Annotated in this window: 16 protein-coding genes and 1 pseudogene; 7 read left to right on the top strand and 10 right to left on the bottom strand. The window is 73.6% G+C overall.

Features of this window, described 5'->3' with window-relative positions:
* Nucleotides 1-3: 3 nt before the first annotated feature.
* From dapF to miaA, 3 genes are all read right to left on the bottom strand, one after another.
* Nucleotides 4-879, bottom strand: coding sequence for a diaminopimelate epimerase (gene dapF / locus OG332_RS32545; RefSeq protein WP_327416791.1), 876 nt, complete (start codon nucleotides 877-879; stop codon nucleotides 4-6).
* A gap of 72 nt (nucleotides 880-951) precedes the next feature.
* Nucleotides 952-1,464 carry a hypothetical protein gene (locus OG332_RS32540; RefSeq protein ID WP_327416790.1) on the bottom strand — a complete coding sequence of 171 codons (513 nt, stop codon included), beginning with the start codon at nucleotides 1,462-1,464 and terminating at the stop codon, nucleotides 952-954.
* Nucleotides 1,465-1,596: 132 nt separating this feature from the next.
* Nucleotides 1,597-2,535 carry a tRNA (adenosine(37)-N6)-dimethylallyltransferase MiaA gene (gene miaA / locus OG332_RS32535; RefSeq protein ID WP_327416789.1) on the bottom strand — a complete coding sequence of 313 codons (939 nt, stop codon included), beginning with the start codon at nucleotides 2,533-2,535 and terminating at the stop codon, nucleotides 1,597-1,599.
* 185 nt (nucleotides 2,536-2,720) lie between these two features.
* Between miaA and OG332_RS32530 the strand changes: the two genes are divergently transcribed.
* Together OG332_RS32530 and OG332_RS32525 are read left to right on the top strand one after the other, a co-directional pair.
* On the top strand, nucleotides 2,721-2,936 hold the full coding sequence (locus OG332_RS32530; RefSeq protein ID WP_327416788.1) for a gliding motility protein: 216 nt from the start codon (nucleotides 2,721-2,723) through the stop codon (nucleotides 2,934-2,936).
* Between the two features lie 23 nt (nucleotides 2,937-2,959).
* Nucleotides 2,960-3,205, top strand: a complete 246-nt coding sequence (locus tag OG332_RS32525) for an antitoxin (protein ID WP_327416787.1) — start codon at nucleotides 2,960-2,962, stop codon at nucleotides 3,203-3,205.
* A 66-nt stretch (nucleotides 3,206-3,271) separates the two neighbouring features.
* On the opposite strand, the gene OG332_RS32520 is transcribed toward OG332_RS32525, so the two are convergent.
* Complete coding sequence (locus tag OG332_RS32520) at nucleotides 3,272-3,979, bottom strand: hypothetical protein (protein WP_327416786.1); 708 nt, start codon at nucleotides 3,977-3,979, stop codon at nucleotides 3,272-3,274.
* 150 nt (nucleotides 3,980-4,129) lie between these two features.
* Entirely contained in the window at nucleotides 4,130-5,650 is a 1,521-nt protein-coding gene (gene miaB, locus OG332_RS32515; protein WP_327416785.1) for a tRNA (N6-isopentenyl adenosine(37)-C2)-methylthiotransferase MiaB, read from the bottom strand.
* A gap of 138 nt (nucleotides 5,651-5,788) precedes the next feature.
* Here miaB and OG332_RS32510 point away from each other — a divergent pair, with 138 nt between their 5' ends.
* Nucleotides 5,789-6,784 carry a TAXI family TRAP transporter solute-binding subunit gene (locus OG332_RS32510; protein ID WP_327416784.1) on the top strand — a complete coding sequence of 332 codons (996 nt, stop codon included), beginning with the start codon at nucleotides 5,789-5,791 and terminating at the stop codon, nucleotides 6,782-6,784.
* A gap of 42 nt (nucleotides 6,785-6,826) precedes the next feature.
* Here OG332_RS32510 and OG332_RS32505 read toward each other — a convergent pair whose 3' ends face one another.
* Genes OG332_RS32505 through OG332_RS32495 form a run of 3 tightly spaced genes read right to left on the bottom strand, consistent with a single transcriptional unit; the run spans nucleotide 6,827 to nucleotide 13,202 of the window.
* A complete protein-coding gene (locus OG332_RS32505) occupies nucleotides 6,827-7,855 on the bottom strand; it encodes an ROK family protein (RefSeq protein ID WP_327419449.1) in 1,029 nt (342 codons plus the stop codon).
* A 23-nt stretch (nucleotides 7,856-7,878) separates the two neighbouring features.
* The gene (locus OG332_RS32500) at nucleotides 7,879-8,952 is read right to left on the bottom strand and encodes a LacI family DNA-binding transcriptional regulator (protein ID WP_327416783.1); all 1,074 of its coding nucleotides are present in this window, start codon (nucleotides 8,950-8,952) and stop codon (nucleotides 7,879-7,881) included.
* Nucleotides 8,953-8,960: 8 nt separating this feature from the next.
* Nucleotides 8,961-13,202 carry an NEW3 domain-containing protein gene (locus tag OG332_RS32495; protein ID WP_327416782.1) on the bottom strand — a complete coding sequence of 1,414 codons (4,242 nt, stop codon included), beginning with the start codon at nucleotides 13,200-13,202 and terminating at the stop codon, nucleotides 8,961-8,963.
* A gap of 191 nt (nucleotides 13,203-13,393) precedes the next feature.
* On the opposite strand from OG332_RS32495, the gene OG332_RS32490 reads away from it, so the two are divergent.
* Both OG332_RS32490 and OG332_RS32485 read left to right on the top strand, forming a co-directional pair.
* Nucleotides 13,394-14,647: a glycoside hydrolase 5 family protein gene (locus OG332_RS32490; RefSeq protein ID WP_327416781.1), complete on the top strand. Its 1,254-nt coding sequence runs from the start codon at nucleotides 13,394-13,396 to the stop codon at nucleotides 14,645-14,647.
* Between the two features lie 25 nt (nucleotides 14,648-14,672).
* Nucleotides 14,673-16,904, top strand: a pseudogene (locus tag OG332_RS32485) (endo-beta-N-acetylglucosaminidase); the annotation flags it as partial.
* A gap of 7 nt (nucleotides 16,905-16,911) precedes the next feature.
* On the opposite strand, the gene OG332_RS32480 reads toward OG332_RS32485, so the two are convergent.
* Nucleotides 16,912-18,324, bottom strand: coding sequence for a sensor histidine kinase (locus OG332_RS32480; RefSeq protein WP_327416780.1), 1,413 nt, complete (start codon nucleotides 18,322-18,324; stop codon nucleotides 16,912-16,914).
* 12 nt (nucleotides 18,325-18,336) lie between these two features.
* Nucleotides 18,337-19,062, bottom strand: a complete 726-nt coding sequence (locus OG332_RS32475; RefSeq protein WP_327416779.1) for a response regulator transcription factor — start codon at nucleotides 19,060-19,062, stop codon at nucleotides 18,337-18,339.
* Between the two features lie 296 nt (nucleotides 19,063-19,358).
* Between OG332_RS32475 and OG332_RS32470 the strand changes: the two genes are divergently transcribed.
* Together OG332_RS32470 and OG332_RS32465 are read left to right on the top strand one after the other, a co-directional pair.
* Nucleotides 19,359-20,144, top strand: coding sequence for an amino acid ABC transporter ATP-binding protein (locus OG332_RS32470; protein ID WP_327416778.1), 786 nt, complete (start codon nucleotides 19,359-19,361; stop codon nucleotides 20,142-20,144).
* A 118-nt stretch (nucleotides 20,145-20,262) separates the two neighbouring features.
* Nucleotides 20,263-21,114: a glutamate ABC transporter substrate-binding protein gene (locus OG332_RS32465; protein ID WP_327416777.1), complete on the top strand. Its 852-nt coding sequence runs from the start codon at nucleotides 20,263-20,265 to the stop codon at nucleotides 21,112-21,114.
* The last annotated feature ends 14 nt before the right edge of the window (nucleotides 21,115-21,128 follow it).

Here is a 21,128-nt window from a genome sequence, read left to right as displayed (position 1 = left end):
GCTTCAGGCGAAAGCCGTTTCGTTGAGCCAGGCCGCGTCGAACTCGCCCGCGGCCACGATCACGGCCGGTCCGGTCATGTCGATCTGCCCGTCGGGGTGTTCCGTGATGTGCAGGGTTCCGCCCGGGAGGTCGACGGTGTACGTGACCGGTGCGCCGGTGACGGCCGGGTCCACGCCGTCGCGGCGGATGGTGGCCACGGCGACGGCGCAGGCGCCGGTGCCGCAGGAGCGGGTCTCGCCGGAGCCGCGCTCGTGGACGCGCATGGCGACGTGCCGGGGGCCGCGGTCGACGACGAACTCGACATTGACACCCGTCGGGTAGGCGGACGCCGGGCTGAAGGGCGGGGCGGTGTAGAGGTTCCCTGCGTCGTCGAGGCTTTCAACGAAGGCCACCGCGTGCGGGTTCCCCATGTTCACGTTGCGCGCGGGCCAGCTCCGGGAGCCGACGCTGACCGTGACCTCGCCCTCGGGGAGTTCGGCGCGGCCCATGGAGACGGTGACGTCGCCGGTCTTGTCCAGGTGTACCCGCTTGATCCCGCCGCGGGTGGCGACGGCCAGGTCCCCGGGCTCGACATGGCCGGCGTACTGGAGGTAGCGGGCGAAGACGCGCACGCCGTTGCCGCACATCTCGGCGATGGAGCCGTCGCTGTTGCGGTAGTCCATGAACCACTCCGCCTCGCCGGCGAGGTGGGCCGCCTCCGGGTGCGCGGCGGACCGGACGACGTGCAGGACGCCGTCCGCGCCGATGCCGGCCCGCCGGTCGCACAGCTTCGCGACCGCGGAGGCGGGCAGTTCGATGGCGTTGTCCGGGTCCGGGACGATCACGAAGTCGTTCTCGGTGCCGTGGCCCTTGAGGAAGGAGAGGGTGCGCTGCGTCACCCGCCCATGGTACCGAGGCCCAGCTCAGCGGCGCCGCACGGTCCAGTACGCGGACCCCTGCGGGAGGGCCGGTCAGCGCAGCCGGGCGACCCGGTACACGGCCAGGCCCACGACGGCCAGCGCGATCACGGCGTACAGCGCGGCCATGCGCCAGTCCGGGCGGCGGCCGCTCCCCCGGGCCGGGAGCCCGGGCCACGTGTAGCCGACCCTTCGGGCGGCCATCATGCCCCAGCCTCCGGCGCAGCAGCTGATCAGGAAGCCGAGCATGGCGACCACGGCTCCGCCGTCGCCGAACTCGAAGGCGAGCGGGAAGGCGAACATCAGCGAGCCGGCGGCGGCGAGCATGGCGATGGGGGCGATCTGCCACAGGCGCAGGCGGCGCTGCGGGCGCAGTTCCACCTCGTACTCGGGGCCTGCGGCCGCCTCAGCCTCGGCGGTGTCCGGGGCGTCCGGGCCGTCGGGGGTCAGCCGCGCGGGATCCGCGGGCAGCCCGAGGCCTGCGGGCCCGTCCGTACCGTCGAGAAGCGTCGGATCCGCTTCCCGTCGGGTGTCGTCCCGCCCGGTGTCGCGAGGGCCGGCCTCCATCGCCACGCGCCCTCCCCACTCGGACTCAGTGCGCCGCCATTCACCGCAGGTGACCGCACCCGCAGAAGTTTGATGATGGCACGCCCCCGGCCCCGCAACGGGCGCCCGGGGCGTCCCGATGCCATCACGTGATCAGGCTGTGACCGCTCGTTCGACCAACGACTGCGCGAGTCCGGGGAGTTCCCCCCGGTCGGCGGCGGCTCCGCTGAGCCAGTGCACGCGCGGGTCGCGGCGGAACCAGGAGTCCTGGCGGCGGGCGAACCGCTTGGTCGCCCGGACGGTCTCCGCCCTGGCCTCGTCCTCGGTGCACTCCCCGGCGAGCGCGGCGAGCACCTGCTGGTAGCCGAGCGCCCTGGAAGCGGTGATTCCGTCGCGCAGTCCGCGGGATTCCAGCGCGCGGACCTCGTCCACCAGCCCGGCCTCCCACATCCGGTCCACGCGCAGCGCGATCCGCTCGTCGAGCTCCGGCCGCGCGACGTCGACGCCGATCTGCACGGTGTCGTAGACGGACTCGTGGCCGGGCAGATTGGCGGTGAAGGGGCGTCCGGTGATCTCGATGACCTCCAGCGCGCGGACGATGCGACGGCCGTTGCCGGGCAGGATGGCCCGGGCCGCGGCCGGGTCGGCGGCGGCGAGGCGGGCGTGCAGGGCGCCGGAGCCGCGCAGCGTGAGCTCGTCCTCCAGCCGGGCGCGGGCCTCGGGGTCGGTGCCGGGGAACTCCATGACGTCCAGGGCACCCCGGACGTACAGGCCTGAGCCGCCGACGAGGACGGGCGTGCGGCCCTCGGCGAGCAGCTTGTCGATCTCCAGGCGGGCCAGGCGCTGGTACTCGGCCACGTTGGCGGTGTCGGTGACGTCCCAGATGTCGAGGAGGTGGTGCGGGACTCCACCGCGCTCCTCGGTCGTCAGCTTGGCGGTGCCGATGTCCATCCCCCGGTACAGCTGCATGGAGTCGGCGTTGACGACTTCGCCGTCGAATTGGCGGGCCAGGGCGACGCCCAGGTCTGACTTTCCTGCCGCGGTGGGACCGACGACGGCGATGACCCGCGGGGCGGGGGCTGCTTTCCTCACTGCCCCAGTCTCGCAGCCCCCGGTCAAGACACGGCCATGTACCCGATCGAGTTACGTGACGGGGTGTGGGCAGGGTCGTTGCCCTGGCGAGGTTCCGGCCCGGCATGCGCCCTGCGTACGCCCGGCGGAGGCCGGTCCGGCCAAGGCGGAACTTCACTCACACGAGTAACGTTATGGGAGTAGACATGGGCGTTTTTGATCGGTTTTTTCGTCGTAAGGAAGAGGCTGCGACCGAGGAGGTCGCTACCGAGGCCCTGACGGCGGAGTCCGGTGCGGCCGAAGAGGCCGAGGCCGGGCCGGCTGTTGCGGAGGCCCCGGCGGCGGAAGCCGTGGAGATCCCGAAGCAGCAGTCGGCCGAGGTGGCCGCGGACAGCGAAGCCGGCGAGGGCGCCCGCACGTAGCGACCGCCAACGGAAGGTGACCCATGGGCCTGCTGGACAATCTGAAGGCCAAGCTCGCTCCGGCGAAGGAGAAGGTCGAGGGCCTCGCGCAACAGCACGAGGGCAAGATCGGCGAGGGTCTGGACAAGGTGGCCAAGGCCGTGGACTCCAAGACCCACGGCAAGTACAGCGACCGGATCACGAGCGGTACGGGCAAGGCGAAGGACGCCCTGGGCAAGATCGCGCACAAGGACGCCCCCGGCGGTACGACGCCGCCGACCACCTCCTGACGCGCTTCCGGAAGGGGCGCGGGACCAACGGCTCCCGCGCCCCTTCGGCGTCTTCCGGAGCCCCGGCTACGACCAGGCGGCCACGAAGTAGCCGACCCCGTACGGCGCGTCCTCGTACAGCAGGCGGCCCTCGAGGCCCGCGCCCTCGGCGGCGCCCGCCAGCACCTGCCAGGGGGCCCGGCCGGCGGCCTGGAGTTCGGCCGCGAGCTCGGCGTCGAGCGCGGCGAGGGCGGCCGTGTCGGCGGCGCCCAGGGCGCGGGCGGCGGCCGCGTCGAAGTCGGCGGCGCGCTCGTCGAGGTAGCCGGGGGCCTTGAGGGTCCGTCGCGCGCTGCCGTCACCCATGACGAGCAGCGCGACCCGGGCGTCGCGAGCAGCGAGCTCCCGGCCGGTCTCCAGGCAGCGCGCGGTGTCCGTCGGCTCCCCCACGCCCAGCCCCTCGACGGGGGCTGCGCCCCACCGCGCGTGCCGCAGCAGCCAGGCGCCGACGGCGAGCGACGGGGGCAGCAGGCGGGGCCCCTCATCGCCTTCCCCGAGCTGTACGTCGCTCTCGACGCCGAAGCCGCGGAAGCTGCCGCGGGCGCCCTGCGGGTAGGGGCCGCGGTGGTCCCGGTCGGCGGCGCCGACCACGACCAGCAGGTCGGGCCGGGAGGCGGCGAGCACCGCGAGCGCGTCGGAGCAGGCGGTGCGGGCGTCGCCGAGTTCGGCGGCGGCCCCCGCGGCGACCTCCGGCACGAGCAGGGGCGGGGCGGGACAGACGGCAGCGGCTACGAGCATGATCCGCAGCCTAACGCCAGCGCGGCTCGGGCGGGGCGGGGCGGGGCGGGGCGGCCATGCTGCCTCGTAGCCGCCCTCGTCCGCGCGCCTGCAAGCCCCGGGGCTCCGGCCGGGCCCCGCGCCTCAAACTCCGGCGCGGCCGGATTCGGCTCAGCCCTGCGGCACCGCGCAGCCCGACGTGGTGGCCGGGAGGGGGGCCGGGACCCCGAGGGTCGGGATGCCGAGCATGACGCCCGCGGGCTGGGCCGGGGCGGCGTTGCGCTTCTCCCAGGCGTCGCCGGCGCGGGTGCGGCGCACGGTCAGCGTCGGGCCCTCGGCCAGGAGGTGGTGCGGGGCGGCGTAGGTGATGTCCACGGTGACCACGTCGCCGGGGCGTACCTCCTGCTCCGGCTTCGTGAAGTGGACCAGGCGGTTGTCGGGGGCGCGGCCCGACAGCCGGTGCGTGGCGCCGTCCTTGCGGCCCTCGCCCTCCGCAACCATGACCTCCAGGGTGCGGCCGACCTGCTTCTTGTTCTCCTCCCAGGAGATCTCCTCCTGGAGGGCGACCAGGCGCATGTAGCGGTCCTGCACGACCTCCTTGGGGATCTGCCCGTCCATGTCGGCGGCGGGGGTGCCGGGCCGCTTGGAGTACTGGAAGGTGAAGGCGTTCGCGAAGCGGGCCTCGCGCACCGCGTGCATCGTCTGCTGGAAGTCCTCCTCCGTCTCACCGGGGAAGCCCACGATGATGTCGGTGGAGATCGCGGCGTGCGGGATCGCGGCGCGGACCTTCTCGATGATGCCGAGGAACCGCTCCTGCCGGTACGAGCGGCGCATCGCCTTGAGGATCGGGTCCGAGCCGGACTGCAGCGGCATGTGCAACTGCGGCATCACGTTCGGGGTCTCGGCCATCGCGGCGATCACGTCGTCCGTGAAGTCGCGCGGGTGCGGGGAGGTGAAACGGACCCGCTCCAGGCCCTCGATCTGGCCGCAGGCGCGCAGCAGCTTGCTGAAGGCCTCGCGGTCGCCCAGGTCGGAGCCGTACGCGTTCACGTTCTGGCCGAGCAGGGTGATCTCCGAGACGCCCTCGGCGACCAGGGCCTCCACCTCGGCGAGGATGTCACCGGGCCGGCGGTCCTCCTCCTTGCCGCGCAGCGCCGGAACGATGCAGAAGGTGCAGGTGTTGTTGCAGCCGACGGAGATCGAGACCCAGGCGGCGTACGCGGACTCGCGGCGGGTCGGGAGCGTGGAGGGGAACGCCTCCAGCGACTCGGCGATCTCGACCTGCGCCTCTTCCTGGATGCGGGCGCGCTCCAGCAGCACGGGGAGCTTGCCGATGTTGTGCGTACCGAAGACGACGTCGACCCAGGGGGCCTTCTTGACGATCGTGTCGCGGTCCTTCTGGGCGAGGCAGCCGCCGACGGCGATCTGCATGCCGGGGCGCTTCGTCTTCATCGGGGCCAGCCGGCCCAGGTTGCCGTACAGCTTGTTGTCGGCGTTCTCGCGGACCGCGCAGGTGTTGAAGACCACGACGTCGGCGTCGCCGTCGGAGCCCTCGGGTGCCCGGACGTAACCGGCGTCCTCCAGCAGACCGGAAAGTCGCTCGGAGTCGTGCACGTTCATCTGGCACCCGTAGGTGCGCACCTCGTAGCTTCGCTTCTCGTCCACTGCCTGGCTCCGGTCGCTGCTGGTCATGCAACAAGGGTAGGCGGTACCCGGGAGCCCTCCGGTCCCGCGTGCGACCGGCCGCGGCAGGGCGGCCGGGGGGACCGGGGCGGGTGCCCGGGCGGCCGCGCCGTGACAAGGCGGCGGACGGATGGCAGGATCGCGGACATGCCTCTCGTACCGCCCCGGATCAGCAGGCGCCACGCCCTGCGGGTCCTGGTGGCCGTACTGGCCGTGCTCGGCGTCCTGACCTGGTGGCTCAAGCCCTTCGGGGAGCCGGAACTGCAGGGCGAACTGACCATCAGCACGGGCGCGCGGACCGGGGTCTACCACCGGTACGGGCAGCTGCTGCAGCAGGCGCTCGGGCGGGACGTGCCCGGGGTGGACGTGCGGCTGGAGACCAGCGAGGGCTCGCAGGAGAACCTGAAGCGGGTGGCCTCCGGTGAGGCGGACTTCACGGTGGCGACGGCGGACGCGGTCGCCAAGTACCGGCTCGACGGGAAGCCGCGCGCGGACCTGCTGCGCGGGGTCGCCCGGCTCTACGACGACTACGTGCAGCTGGTGGTGCCGGCCGACTCCCCGGTGCAGTCGGCCCGGGACCTGCGGGGCAAGCGGGTCGCGATCGGCCAGCCGGGGTCCGGGGTGCGGCTCGTCTCGGAGCGGCTGCTCACGGCGGCGGAGCTGGACCCGGTGCTGGACGTCACGCCGGTGTCCATCGGCATCGACACGATGCCGGGCGAGCTGGAGGCCGGCCGGATCGACGCCTTCTTCTGGTCCGGCGGCCTGCCGACGAACGCGGTGCGCGAGCTGTCCGAGCGGTTCCAGATCCGGCTCGTGCAGCTCGGCGACCTGGTGGAGCAGTTGCAGGGGAGCGGCAGCCCGGCGCGCTACTACCGGACGGCGGTCATGCCGCAGGACGCGTACGCGCGGGCGCGCAACACCAGTGCGGTGACGACCCTGGCCGTGCCGAACCTGCTGGTGACCACGGCGGAGACGGACCCCGCCCTGACGGAGCAGCTGACGCGGACGGTGATCCTCAGCCGCGACCTGGTCGGGCGCGAGGTCCACGCGGCGCAGCTGGTGGACCTGCGGACGGCGATCTACACCGATCCCCTGAAGCTGCACGAGGGCGCGGGCCGGTACTACCGGTCGGTCAAGTCCTGACGTCCCCTCTGGGGGCGAGGGCGGGAGCGAGGCGGCCGGGCCCTATGGGGGCGGAGGCGACGGCAGCAGCATCATCGCCGCGGCGGCCGCGCCGATCAGGCCCGCGTGGGTGCCCAGGGTCGCCGGGACCACCCGGAGCTCCTTGACGAAGGAGAGCGTGGCGTAGGCCTCGAGGTGGGTGCGGATCGGGGCGAAGAGGATGTCGCCGGAGGCGGCGACCCCGCCGCCGATGACGGCGATGTCCGTTTCGACGAGGGTCGCGGTGGCGGCGATGGCGGCGGCGAGCGCACGGCCCGCGCGGTCGAAGGCGGCCAGGGCGATCGGGTCGCCCGCGGCGGCGGCCGCGGCCACGCCGGCGGCCGAGGCGTCCCGCGTGCTCCCCGTGCCGTTCCCGCTGCTCGCGCCGGCCGCCGGGGTCCAGCCCTGGTCCCGGGCCCAGCGGGCGATCGCCGTGCCGGAGGCGACCGACTCGACGCAGCCGCGGCTGCCGCAGACGCACGGTTCGCCGTCGAAGGCCACGCTGATGTGGCCGATGTGGCCCGCGTTGCCCGTGGGGCCGGGGTGTAGCTGGTTGTTCAGGATGAGGCCGCCGCCCACGCCCGTGGAGACGACCATGCAGAGCGCGTTCGCGTGCCCCCGCGCCGCGCCCAGCCAGTGCTCGGCGGCGGTCATCGCCACGCCGTCCCCGGCCAGTACGGTCGGCAGCTCGGCCCCGCGCGCCGCCAGTTCCGCCGCCACCCGGGCCTGGACCGGGAACTCCCGCCACGCCCCGATGTTCACCGGGCTGACCGTGCCCCGGGAAGTGTCCACCGGGCCGGCACTGCCGATCCCGCAGCGGACCGCCGAGGCCCACAGCGGGGAGCCGGACAGGTCGGCCACGACCTCGCTCACCGCCGCCATGACACCCTCCGCGTCCACTCCGCGCGGGGTCGCCCGGCGGGTGGTGGCGGTCATCGTGCCGTCGGGGTGCACCAGCGCACCGGCGATCTTCGTACCGCCGATGTCGATCGCCACCGTCGGGCCGGCGGCCGCGCCGGCGCGCGGTGCGGGGAAGGGGGCGGCGGGGGTGATCACGGGGCGGCTCCAGGAAGGGTTCAGGATTCAGTATGCGCCGGGGGCGGCGCCGTGCTCTCGCGAGGCTCCAGTCGCGGCTGCTCGCTGATCCGGACCCCGGGCGGCCCGCCCGCGAGGACGGCGAGGAGCTCCTCGGCGGCGAGCCGGCCGAAGCCGGCGGTGTCGCGCACGAGGGCGGTGAGCCGGGGGTGGGTGACCCGGCAGAGCGCGGAGTCGTCCCAGGCCACGACCGAGAGCCGGCCCGGTACGGGGATGCCCAGCTCGGCGGCGACCGCGCTCCCGGCGACGGCCATCACGTCGTTGTCGTAGACGAGTGCGGTCGGCGGCTGCGGCTCGGCGAGCACCCGGCGGGTGGCCGCCGCGCCCTCGGCGTCGGAGTAGTCGGTGACCACCGAGCGCACCTGGTCCGGGCCGAGTCCGCGCCGCGCGGCCTCGGTCCGCAGGGAGTCCATCCGGCGGACGGTGTGGGCCAGGCCGGGGAGCCCGGCGATGTGGACGATCCGGCGGTGGCCCAGCCCGTGCAGGTGGTCCAGGACCTGGGCCATGGCCCCGGCGTCGTCGGCCCGCACCGAGGAGACCACCACGGCCTCGGGGACCTCCGGGGCCGGGGAGGAGCCGTCGGCGGGCTCGGGCTCGCCGATGGTGACCGCGGGCAGGCCCAGCTCCCCGAGGAGGGCCGGGCGCGGGTCCCGCATGCGCGGGTCGACGACGAGGACCCCGTCGACCCGCCGTTCGGCCCACCAGCGCCGGTAGACCGCGCATTCGGCGTCGATGTCCTCGACGACCTGGAACAGCAGCGCGGTCCGGGCGGCGGAGAGGACCTCCTGGATGCCGGAGACGAGCTGGAGGAAGAAGGACTCCACGCCGAGCGTGTGCGCGGGCCGGGCGAGGACCAGCCCGACGGCTCCGGACCGTTCGCCGGACAGGGCGCGGGCGGCGCTGTTGGGCTGCCAGCCGAGTTCCTCGGCGACGCGGCGGATCCGGGCCCGGGTGTCCTGCGAGACGCCGGGCCGGTCGTTGAGCGCGAACGAGACGGCGCTCTCCGACACCCCGGCCTGCCGGGCGATGTCCTTGATCGTGGGTCTGCGGGCCATGACCTGTCTCATTCGTCCTTCGGGTGCGTCAGCGGCGGAATACGGAGGGCAATGGCCGGACCGTACGCGATCCTGCCCTGGCAGGTGGCCTTGACCGCGATCCAGTACTCCCCGGGAGGGGTGTCGAGCGGCGGCCGCACCTCGAACTCCACCTCGGCCGGCTCGTCCGCCGGTACGTGCAGGGGCAGGGCGGCGGGTGCCGTCAACTGCCAGGTTCCGTAAGGGGAGACGGCGTAGGCGCGGCCCGTCAGCGCGCTGCGGACGCCGGTGCTGCCGATCCGGGCCCGTACGAGGCCGCGCGCGCCGGGGGCGACGACGACCTGCCGGTCGGGCGCCTCGACCCACAGCCCCGCGGGGACGGGGCCGCCGGGGACGGTCACGGTCAGCACGTCCTCGAACTCCCCCGCGGGGGTGGCGGCGAGGATCCGGACCAAGTGTTCGCCGGGTTCGGCCGCGGCAGTGGGCGTCACGCCCAGCGGGATGCGCTCGTACCCGCCGGGCGCCGGCTCCGTGGTCCGCCGGGTCCAGGAGGTGTGCCAGCCGTCGGGGGCGCGGACCTCCAGTGCGACCGGGCCGCCCGCACCGGCGTGGGAGGCGAGGGTCACCGTCGCGGCGGACGCCGGGCCGTCACACGTCACCGTGTACGGCGCGTCCCCCAGCGGAGCCGTCCCCGTGTTGTGCAGCCAGTACCGGCTGAACACCGGCTGGTGGAGCTCTCGTCCGCCCTCCCGCAGCGGCATGCCGGAGGATGTGCGCAGCAGCACAGTGGTGGTGGCCGCACCGCCGATGCCCGCCCCGAAGGGGCCCAGCGGGCGGTCCAGCAGGTCCGCTTCGGCGCTCGCCCCGGTGGGCCAGAGCACCTCGGGCGCCGCCGGGCTGCCGTGCGTTTCGCGGAGCCGGACGGCCAGTCCGCCCTCCTCGCCGCGTTTCACGGCCTCGACCAGCACCCGGCCGGCCGGTTCCACGCCGAGGAGGGAACGGGACGGCGGGCGCGGTCCGCCCGCCGGCACTCCCGTCACCGCGGTGAGGGGCTTGTTGAACTCCCGCCCCCGGCACGCCAGGTCCACTTCCCGCCGGTCCCCCTCGCCCGCCACCAGCGCGTGCTCGAAGACGTGCGTCCAGTGCTGGAGCTGGAAGGAGCTGCCGTCCGGGGCGGTGCGCCGGGGAGGGTCCATCCAGGCGCCGCCGGGGCGGCCGGTGCACGAGCGCATGAGGCTGCTGTGCAGCCGGCCCGCCGTGTCCACGGCGAAGCCGGGCGTGCCCCGGACCAGGATCCCGACGGTCCGGTTCGCGTACGGGACTTCGTGCGCGGCCTCCTCGGCCGGCTGCCCGGCGCCCGGCAGGCGGCCCGAGGCGGCGACGGTCCGGGCGAGTTCCGCCGGTGAGCCGGTGTGCACCAGGACCGGCAGGTCCCGGATGCCGGTCAGGTCGCAGCCGGGGCTCCACAGTGCGCGGAGCCGGGCCCGGGCCGGGATCCACGTCCGCGCGTGTTCTCGTACCTCCTGTGCGTAGGCGGGATCGGCCCCCTCCAGAACCGCCGCCGTGAAGGTATTGGCCCCGGGGCCGCCGAGGGCGATCCGGAAGTCCGGGAGGCTGCTGTCCACCGCCAGGTCGCCCCAGCGCGGACCGGCGGGCCGGGTCGGGGTGGCGGTGACCCCGTACCGGCCGAGCGCGGTGACCAACTCCCGCAGCCCGTCTGGAGTTCCGGCGTCCGGCAGCACGATCTCCGCCGCGCCCAGCGCCCGGTCCGGCCCGGCCAGCGGCGCCGAGAGCGCGAACCAATTGAGGCACGGACTGTCCAGGGTCCACGGAGCCCGGACGTGGTCGGCCCCCGCATCCGCCTCCGGGAAGGCGAAGCCGCGTCCCACGGTGGCGGCAGCCGTCTCCGCGACCGGGACCGCCCCTGGCACGTCCGCCGGGATCCGCAGCCGCACCAGCTGGTCGGAGCCGTCGAACTCGTCGATCCGCGTGGTCAGTTCCACCCGGTCGAGGCCCTCCCACAGGGTGGTGGTGCGGGTCCAGCGGACCGGCCCGGTGCGCCCGGTCGCGACGATCCGCGCCCCGAGCGGCCCCCGCTCGACCCGGCAGGACGCGGCGGGCGCAGAACCCGAACCGGTGCCCGGCCCCTTCGGCAGCAGGTGCCAGGGGCCCTCCTCGAAGTAGGGGTGTTGGGGGTACTCGTCCTGCACGACCAGTTCGTCCACTTCCCCGGCGCGCAGGAGTTCCCGCCCGGTGCGCCGGTCCTGCAGCCGGGCGAGGCCGCCGCCTCGCGCCGGATCGGCCTCGGCGCGGAAGAACTCGTTCTGCACGGTGAGGCCGTCCGCCGGCTCCCAGCCGCCCGAGGCGGCGGGCCGCGGGAGCGGCGGCCGTGCTGCCTCCAGCCACCAGGTCCGGTGCCCGAGCGAGGGAACCGCCACGGCGAGGAACACCACCTCGGCCACGGCTTCGGCCGCCGCCTCGATGTGGACGGGCGCGTACCGGCCCTCGGCGTCACGGACGGTGATCCGGTGCGCCTCCGCGGCCGTCAGCCCCAGCGCGGCCAGGTCGACGGACGTCCGGACCAGGTCGGTCCGCGTCCAGGACACCGGGTTGTGCACGGTCACCGCGAGCGGCGACGGCCCGCGGGTGTCGGCCGCGCCGGTGAGCGCGGCGAGCGCCTCCTCCCGTACGGCGGCGGCCAGTTCGTGCGCCTCCCGCCAGGTCGGGAGCAGGTCCAGGTACACCTGGTCGGAGAAGGTCCCGGTCACCGCGTCGTGGAGCAGGTGCCGCCAGGCCTTGGCCAGTGTCTGCGCCGGATAGTCGAGCAGTCCCTCGGCGCAGGCCAGTGCGGCGAACGCCTCGGCCTGTTCGAGGAGGTTCTCGGCGGCCCGGTGGGCCTGCTTCACGTCGATGTAGGTGACGTCCTTGCCGGTGTAGACCGGCCCCATCTCCCGGGTCACCGGCAGCGGCCGCTCCCCGCGCGCGGCGAACTCGGCCCGGACGGCGTCGAAGTGGGCGCGCGGGCCGGAGTGCTCCATGCGCGGCCAGCAGTAACGGCGTTTCCAGGCGTGCTGCACGTCCAGGCCCCAGCGGTGGGGCCAGGAGAAGTCCGTGCCCATGGGGATCAGGACGTTGCGGGTGGCGGCGCGGATGCGCAGCAGTTCGTACAGGTCCAGCAGCTGCTCGGCGGCGCTCTCGGCGTCGGGTGCGCGGTGGGAGGGCCAGCCGGCCGAGTAGTGCGCGGGCAGGTAGTGGAGCAGCAGACCCTGCCCGCCGTCGTCGCCGGGCGCGATCCACTCGAACTCGGCGGGCAGCTGCATGGCCGTGGGCGCCCGCAGCGGGTCGCCCCACCGGTCCGTCATCGGGCCCCACTGGTGGTGCGGGCCGCGGGCGAGGACGGCGGAGTCGAGTCCGCAGCCGGACATCAGGGCGGGGAAGGACGGGTCGTGGCCGAAGACGTCGAGCTGCCAGGCGGTGCGGGGGTCGGCGTCGAGGGTGCCGCGGTGCAGGGCGAGGCCGTGGAGGGCGCTGCGGACGGTGGTCTCGGCGCAAGTGAGCGTGGTGGACGGTTCGTTGTAGGTGCCGCCGACGATCTCGACGCGCCCCTCGGCGATCAGCGCGCGCAGCTCGGCGCGGCCGGCGGGACGGGTGTCCCAGTAGGGCTTGAGGTAGTCGACCTCGGAGAGCACGAAGCGGTACGCCGGTTCCTCGCGGGCCTGTTGGAGGTGGAGCGGGACCAGGGTGAAGGCGGGCACGCCCGCGTACTCCCATCCCCGCTCCGCCTCGCCGGGCCGTGGCGGGGCGTCCCACAGGGCGGTGTAGGCGGCCTGGGTGTTCCACCACATCGGGTTGTAGTGGAAGTGCGGGACGAGCCGGACGGTCCAGCCGGGCTCGGCGACGGTCAGCCCGAACGGCAGCTCGGCGAGGGGGCGCCCGTCGGGGGTGGTGACACGGGCGGTGGCGGCCAGCAGCTCCCCGGGGGCGGCGGCCCCGGTACGGACGGCGACCTCGACGGTGGCTTCGCGCTCCGTCCCGTCCGCGGCCGCGTCCTTCGCGGCCGGATCCGTGTCCGCGTCCGCGTCCGCGTCCGTGTCCGCGCGCAGGATGCGCGGGTGCGGCGTGGTGAGGCCGTCGCCGCGCACGGTGACGTACAGCGGACCGGCCGGACGCTCCCTGCGGATGCGCACGCGGACCACCTGCGCGGGCGTTTCCGGCGGCCCGGTGAAGAGGGCCGGAGTGGTGACCGCCGTGACCGAAATTCCGCTGTCCATTTCCACATGCTTCCCTGTGGCCAGCCAGAACTAAACCGCATTAGTTCCCTCAGGTTCCAGCCAACAGAACCCTTGTGTCAACTGGACTGAAGCGCATAAGTAGCCAAGCCTGAGGCCCTGTTGACTTTCCTCATCCACACCGGCAGGTTGTGGCCCATCCGGTGAATTCCCCCAGAACTCCAGGACGCCCTGTGCACGATGACGCGCTCCGCTTCGGCGCCAACTACACGCCGGCCCGCGGATGGTTCCACCACTGGCTGGACTTCGACCTCGACGAGGTCAGGGCCGACCTCGACTCGATCGCCGCGCTCGGGCTGGACCACGTCCGCGTGTTCCCGCTGTGGCCGGTCTTCCAGCCGAACCGGACGCTGATCCGCCCGCGCGCTGTGGAACAGCTCGTCGCGCTCGCGGACGCGGCCGCCGAACGCGGGCTCGACGTCAACGTGGACGGGCTGCAGGGCCACTTGTCGAGCTTCGACTTCCTGCCGGCCTGGACCCGGACCTGGCACCGGCGCAACCTCTTCACCGACCCGGATGCGGTCAACGGGCAGCAGGAGTACCTGCGCACGCTGGCCGCCGCGCTCGCCGACCGGCCGAACTTCCTGGGCATGACCGTGGGCAACGAGATCAACCAGTTCTCCGACGCCCCGCACCCCGACCCCGACCGGATCACCCGGGACCAGGCCTGCCGCTGGCTGGAGCGGATGCTCGCCGCCTGCGAGCAGGGCGCACCGGGGCGGCTGCACCTGCACGCCGAGTACGACGCCGCCTGGTACCAGGACGGGCACCCCTTCACGCCGGCCCAGGCGGCCCGGCTGGGCGCGGCCACCGCCGTGCACTCCTGGGTCTTCAACGGCACCGCGCAGCGCCACGGCGGGCGCGGGACCGCGACCGAGCACCATGCCGCGTACCTCATCGAGCTCTCCAAGGCCTGGGCCCTCGACCCGCACCGTCCCGTGTGGCTCCAGGAGGTCGGCACCCCGGCGCCGCTGATCCGGCCGGAGCACGCGGCGCGGTTCACCGAGGCCACCGTCACGAACGCGCTGGACTGCCCGGACCTGTGGGGCGTGACCTGGTGGTGCTCGCACGACGTGTCCCGGGAGCTCGCGGACTTCCCGGAGCTGGAGTACGGCCTCGGCCTGCTCACCAACGACCGCCGGACCAAACCGGCCGGCGCCGTCGTGGCCCGGATCGCCGAGGAGTGGCGGGGCCGTGCGCACCGCCCGGCCGTGCGCTCCACCGCGCTCGCCGTGGACGTCGGCGGGGCGCAGGAGGCGCCGGGCCGGTCGGTGTGCGCCCCGGGCGGCACGTTCTTCGAAGCGTGGGCCGCGCTGACGGCCCAGGGGGTGCGCCCCTCGGTGGTCCTGGCGGAGCAGGCCGAGGACCCGGCCCACCTGTCGGCGCGCGGCATCACCGAGGTGCTGCGCGTGCACGACGTGACCTGACCGATCCCCTCGCGAGGAGCCCCGCATGGCCGAGACCAGCGAGACCGACGAGACCAGCGAGACCGGCAAGATCAGCGGGACGCGCAACGGCGTCTACCCTCATACGCCGCCCGCCGCGCCCGTACGACCGTCCCGGCGCGCGGTGCTGGCCGCCGGAGCCGGGGCCGCCGCACTGCTGGGCGCGGCGGGCCAGGCCCCGTACGCCTACGCCGCGCCGGCGCCCGCCGCCCCCGACGCCCCGATCACGCCCGCCCCGCCCGCCCCGCCGGCCCCGGCCGACCTGGCCCCGTACGCCTCGTACTGGTTCCCGGACTCCCTCCCGGCGGGGAGCCCCGGCCCGGGGATCGTGTGGCGCTCGCTCCTCCAGTGGAGCCCGGAGGGGGACCCCGACCTGGCCCACAACACCGCGACCGTGCCCCTGGCGCAGCGGTTCACCCCGGTCCCGGCGCACCGGGGCGCCCGGGCCGGCCAGGCCCGGATCGCCTCCCTCGTGTCCTTCGGGCCCACCGCCGGGAACCCCTCCCAGGGCTCCCCGACCGCCGACTACTACGCGCTCACGCACTGGGCGTACATCGACGAGCTGGTCTTCTGGGGCGGCTCCGCCGGCGAGGGCATCGTGCTCGCCCCGAACGCGCCCGTGGTCGACGCCGCCCACCGCAACGGGGTCCGGGTGCTGGGCAACGTGTTCCTGCCGCCCGTCGCCTACGGCGGCGACCTCCGGTGGACCCGCGACCTGGTGCAGCGGGACGCCCTCGGCCGGTTCCCGCTCGCGGACAAGCTCGTCCAGGTGGCGCGGACGTACGGCTTCGACGGCTGGTTCGTGAACGCCGAGACGGACGGCGGCGACAGCGAGCTGGCCGCCCGGATGCGGGAGTTCCTGCGCGCCCTGCGGGCCGCGGGCGCGCCGCACGGGTTGCGCATCACCTGGTACGACGCCATGAACACCACGGGCCGGGTGGGCTGGCAGGGCGCCCTCAACCAGCTCAACCAGGAGTTCTTCGAGGACCGGGGCGGGAAGGTCGCGGACACGATGTTCGTGGACTTCCGCCGGACCGCGCAGACCCTGGCCTCGTCGGGAGCGCTCGCCGACCGGCTGGGGCGTTCCCGCCACGAGCTGTGGGCGGCCGTGGACACGGAATCCCGCGGCTGGGACTCCGCCGTCCCCTGGGACGCGATCATCCCGCGCGACCGCGAGCACGTCGTCAGCTACGGCTTCTACCGGCCCGAGTGGACCCGCAACCACCTCACCGACCGCTCGCCCGGCGCGTTCCACCGCGCCGACGACCGGTTCTGGACGGGCGAGTCCCTGGACCCCGCGAGACCCGCCCCCGAATCCGCCTCCGGGTCCGGGGCCGCGTCCGGCTGGCGGGCCCCGGCCACGGCCGTCGCCGACCGGTCCACGGTCACCGGGCTCCCCTTCGCCTGTTGCTTCAACACCGGGCACGGGCTGCGCTGGTACGAGAACGGCAAGGCCGTCTCCGACACGCCCTGGAACCACCTCGGGCTCCAGGACCGGCTCCCGGGCCGCCGCTGGGTGGTGGACACGGCCGGCGAACGCCCCTCCGTCACCCTGGACTTCGCGGACGCCTGGCGCGGCGGCTCCAGCCTGCTGGTCGCGGGCGCCCTGAGCGCCCCGGCGGTCATCGGGCTGCACTCCACGCGGCTGCCGCTGACCCGCGGGAGCGTCCTGGAGCTGGTGCACGCCAGCGGGTCGGGGCCCGTCTCGGTGGAGGTCGGCGTGGCCGTCCGCGAGCCCGCCGCCCCCGGCGAGCCGGTCCCGTACACGTGGCTGCCCGCCGGAAGCACGGACCGCGGGCAGGGCTGGCGCACGGCGCGGGCCGGGCTCGGGGCGCTGGCGGGGAGGACCGCGTACGCCCTGGCCGTACGGATCACCGCACGGGGGAAGGAGCCGGCGGTGTGGCGGCTCGGCGCCCTGTCGGTACACGACACCCCTCGCCCCGGGCGCCCGGCCCCGCCCACCGCGCCGGCCGTCGCCGCCTCGGCCCGGCGGGACGGAAGGGCCTGGCTGCGCCTGTCCTGGCGCGGCGCGGCCGGCCCGCACCGGCAGCCGCGCCACTACGAGGTGTCGCGCGTCCTGCCCGACGGCACCCGCCGTTTCCTCGGTGGCACGTGCGGTACCGCCTTCTACCTCCCGGCCGTCCCGCGGGCCGGGCGGGAGCGGGCGGCCGCCTTCGAGGTGCGGGCCGTGGACGAGCTGTACGCGGCCTCGGCCCCGGCCCGCGCCACCCTCGTCTGGCAGCGGCTCAGGCGCCGTGGGGGCCGGTGCGCGGCACGGACACGGTCACCCGCAGCCCGTGCGGCGGGTTCGTCTCGTACGAGAGGGATCCGCCGCCCGCGGCGAGCAGCGCGCGGGAGATCGACAGGCCGAGCCCGGAGCCCTTGATGTTCTGGTGGCGGCCACTGCGCCAGAAGCGGTCGCCGACGCGGAGCAGCTCCTCCTCGGTGAGGCCGGGTCCGCGGTCGGCGACGACCACGCGGGCGACGCGCCCCTCGGCGGCGACCGACACCTCGACCTCCTCACCTTCAGGGGTGAACTTGAGGGCGTTGTCGATGACGGCGTCGAGCGCGCTGGACAGGGCGATGGGGTCGGCCCAGCCGGTGACGGCGGTGCGGCCCGTCTCGGTGAGCCGTACGCCCTTCTCCTCCGCGTACGGGCGCCACGCGGCGACCCGCTCGGCGGTCAGCGCCCCGATGTCGGTGAGGCTGATCTCGGCGGAGGCGTGCTCGGCCAGCGCCAGGTCCAGGAGGTCGTCCAGCACCTGGGTCAGGCGTTTGCCCTCGGTGCGTACGGAGGCGATCTCCTCGTTCCCCTCGGGCAGTTCGAGGGCGAGCAGCTCGATCCGCAGGAGCAGCGCCGCGAGCGGGTTGCGCAGCTGGTGGGAGGCGTCGGCGACGAACGCCCGCTGCTGCTCCAGTACCTCTTCGACGTTGTCGGCCATCTCGTTGAACGAACGGGCCAGGCGTTGGAGTTCCGGAGGTCCGCCGGCGGCCGCGACGCGCGAGTTCATCCGTCCGGTGGCGATGCCGTGGGCGGCCGCGTCCAGGGTCTGCACGGGCTTGAGCACCCAGCTGGTGAGCCTCAGGGCGGCGCCGAAGGCGACCAGCATGGCGGCGGCGAGGCCGCCCGCGATGAGCAGCCAGCCCTGCAGGATCCGGCCGCGCATCAGGTCGGTCGGCGAGTCGGTGGCGACGACCGCGACCACGTCGCCGTCGAGGACGACCGGGGAGACGACGAGCAGTCGGCCGTGGGTCTGCCAGGGCCACACCTGCGGCGGATCGTGGCTGCGCCGGCCTGCGAGGGCCTCCTCGAAGGCCCGGCGGCCCTCGCCCGACTCCGGGAGCTGCCACCAGCTGGGCGAGCGGGCCATGTCGTTGTCGTCGCGGTAGAAGATGCCGACGCGGATGCCGTACAGCTCCTGGTAGCGGCCGAGTTCGAGCTGGAGGGTCTCGCGGCGGGCGTCGGCGCCGGTGGATCCGGAGCCCTGGGCGTCGATGACGAGCTGGGCGAGGGCGGCGAACCGGGCGCTGTCGTCGATGCGGTCGACCACCACCCGCTGCTGCTGTCCGGCGGCCAGGCTCACCGCGAGCGGGAAGCCCAGCGCGAGCAGCGTGCCCGCCATCAGGATGACGAGCAGCGGGAGCAATCGGGCGCGCACGGCAGAGGACCCCTAGGGGGCGGTCGGGGCGGTCGGAGTGACGAGCCGGTAGCCCACCCCGCGGACGGTTTCGATCAGGGCGGGCATGCGCAGCTTGGAGCGCAGCGAGGCGACGTGGACCTCCAGGGTGCGCCCGGTCCCCTCCCAGCTGGTGCGCCACACCTCGCTGATGATCTGCTCGCGGCGGAAGACGACGCCGGGCCGCTGCGCGAGCAGGGCCAGCAGGTCGAACTCCTTGCGGGTGAGCGGCACGTCGGCGCCGTCCACGCTGACCCGGCGGTTGGGCAGCTCGATGCTGACGGGGCCGAGCCGGACCGTCGCGGGCGTACCGGTCCCGGTGGCCGCGGCCTCCTCGGAGGCACCCGTGCGCCGGGCGACGGCGTGGATGCGGGCGAGGAGCTCGCCGGTGTCGTAGGGCTTGGTGACGTAGTCGTCGGCGCCCATGTTCAGCCCGTGGATGCGGGAGCGTACGTCGGCCCGCGCGGTCACCATGATGACGGGGGTGGCGGTGCGCTTGCGGATCTTGCCGCACACCTCGTAGCCGTCCTGGTCGGGCAGGCCGAGGTCGAGCAGGATCACCCCGTAGGGAGACGCGCCGGGCAGGGCCCCGGCGGGCAGCAGCGCCTGCAGGGCTTCCTCGCCGCTGCGGGCGTGGGTGACCTGGAAGCCGTGCCGGGCGAGGATCGCGGACAGGGCGGCGGCGACGTGATCGTCGTCCTCGACGAGCAGCAGTCTCATGTCGTCCCCCTCTCCTCTTCTCGCTCCCGGGCTTCGCCGGGCATGGTCACACGGATGGCCAAAGGGTGGCCATCATGCATACACGCCGATGCGGCGTCCCACGTCAAGGGGGTTCCGCTGCGGCGCGCCTTCCGTTATGCACCCGGTACGTGCCGCGCCCGGCCGTGCCGGTGCCGCGCACGGAGCGTATCCGAGGAAGCCGGATCGTTATCCTCAATTCTCCCTCAGATGTGATGACGTTGTGGGCGTGACGTCACTACTGTCCTCCCAACCGAGGAGGACGGAGCAAGAAGCCGATGAGCGGAGTATCAGTGACCAAGGACGTGCAGGACGCGGCCGGTGCCGCGGACGACCTGGTCGTACTGAGCAACGTCAACAAGCACTTCGGCGCGCTGCACGTGCTTCAGGACATCGATCTGAGCATTGCCCGCGGTGAGGTAGTCGTCGTGATCGGTCCCTCGGGATCGGGCAAGTCCACGCTGTGCCGGACGATCAACCGTCTGGAGACCATCGACTCGGGCACCATCACGCTCGACGGCAAGGAGCTGCCCTCGGAGGGCAGGGAACTGGCCCGGCTGCGCGCCGACGTCGGCATGGTCTTCCAGTCGTTCAATCTCTTCGCGCACAAGACGGTGCTGGAGAACGTCATGCTGGGCCAGGTCAAGGTCCGCAAGACCGACGGGACCGCAGCGCGCGAGAAGGCGGTGGCCCTGCTGGACCGGGTGGGCGTCGGCTCGCAGGCCGACAAGTACCCGGCGCAGCTCTCCGGCGGCCAGCAGCAGCGCGTGGCGATCGCCCGGGCGCTGGCCATGGAGCCGAAGGTCATGCTGTTCGACGAGCCGACCTCGGCTCTCGACCCGGAGATGATCAACGAGGTGCTGGAGGTCATGCAGCAGCTCGCCCGCGAGGGGATGACCATGGTGGTCGTCACGCACGAGATGGGCTTCGCCCGCTCGGCGGCCAACCGGGTCGTCTTCATGGCCGACGGAAAGATCGTCGAAGAGGCCACCCCCGAGCAGTTCTTCAGCAACCCGCGCAGTGACCGTGCCAAGGACTTCCTGTCGAAGATCCTGCACCACTGAGGGTCTCGTCTGGTAGTCATCCGTATGCGGATCACTGCCGGAACGGTTCCTGTCGGCCGTGCGTACGCCGTAAGCGTCGCTCGTCGTTCAACAACGTCTCATCCGAGGGAAGTTCACCATGAAGATCTCCAAGGCCGCTGCGGCCGCGGCCGTCGCCGTCGCCCTTTCCCTGACCGCGACCGCCTGTGGCGGCAGCAAGCAGGACGCCGCCAGTGACGGCGGTGCGTCCGGCGCCGCCAAGGACAAGATCGTCGTCGGCATCAAGTACGACCAGCCCGGTCTCGGTCTGAAGACCCCCGACGGCAAGTACACCGGCTTCGACGTCGACGTCGCCACGTACGTGGCCAAGGAGCTCGGCTACGAGCCGAACCAGATCGAGTTCAAGCAGGCCGTCAGCGCCGAGCGCGAGAACCTGATCAAGAACGGCGACGTGAAGTTCGTCGTCGCGACGTACTCGATCAACGACAAGCGCAAGGAGCAGGTCGACTTCGCCGGCCCGTACTTCCTCGCGCACCAAGACCTGCTGGTCCGTGCCGACGACACGAGCATCACCAAGGTCGAGGACCTGAACAAGAAGAAGCTCTGCTCGGTCACCGGCTCGACGTCGGCGCAGAACGTCAAGAAGACCCTGGCCCCCGAGGCCGACCTGCTGGAGCAGGGTGGCTACTCCGAGTGCCTCACCGGCCTGGAGAACAAGGCCGTTGACGCCCTGACCACGGACAACTCCATCCTGGCCGGCTACGCCGCGCAGGAGAAGAACAAGGGCAAGTTCAAGCTCGTCGGCCTGAGCATGAGCAACGAGAACTACGGCATCGGTCTGAAGAAGGGCGACAAGGAGCTCCAGACCAAGATCAACGCCGCGCTCAAGAAGATGGTCGAGGACGGCAGCTGGCAGAAGGCCGTGGACAAGAACCTCGGCCCGGCCAACTACAAGAACGAGCCTGCCCCGCAGATCACCGAAGGCAGCTGATTCATCGGTGAGGT

The sequence above is a fragment of the Streptomyces sp. NBC_01233 genome (genome assembly GCF_035989305.1).
Lineage (GTDB): Bacteria > Actinomycetota > Actinomycetes > Streptomycetales > Streptomycetaceae > Streptomyces.
The sequence above is the reverse complement of the archived record's forward strand: the minus strand, read 5'-3'. Positions and strand labels throughout refer to the sequence as shown.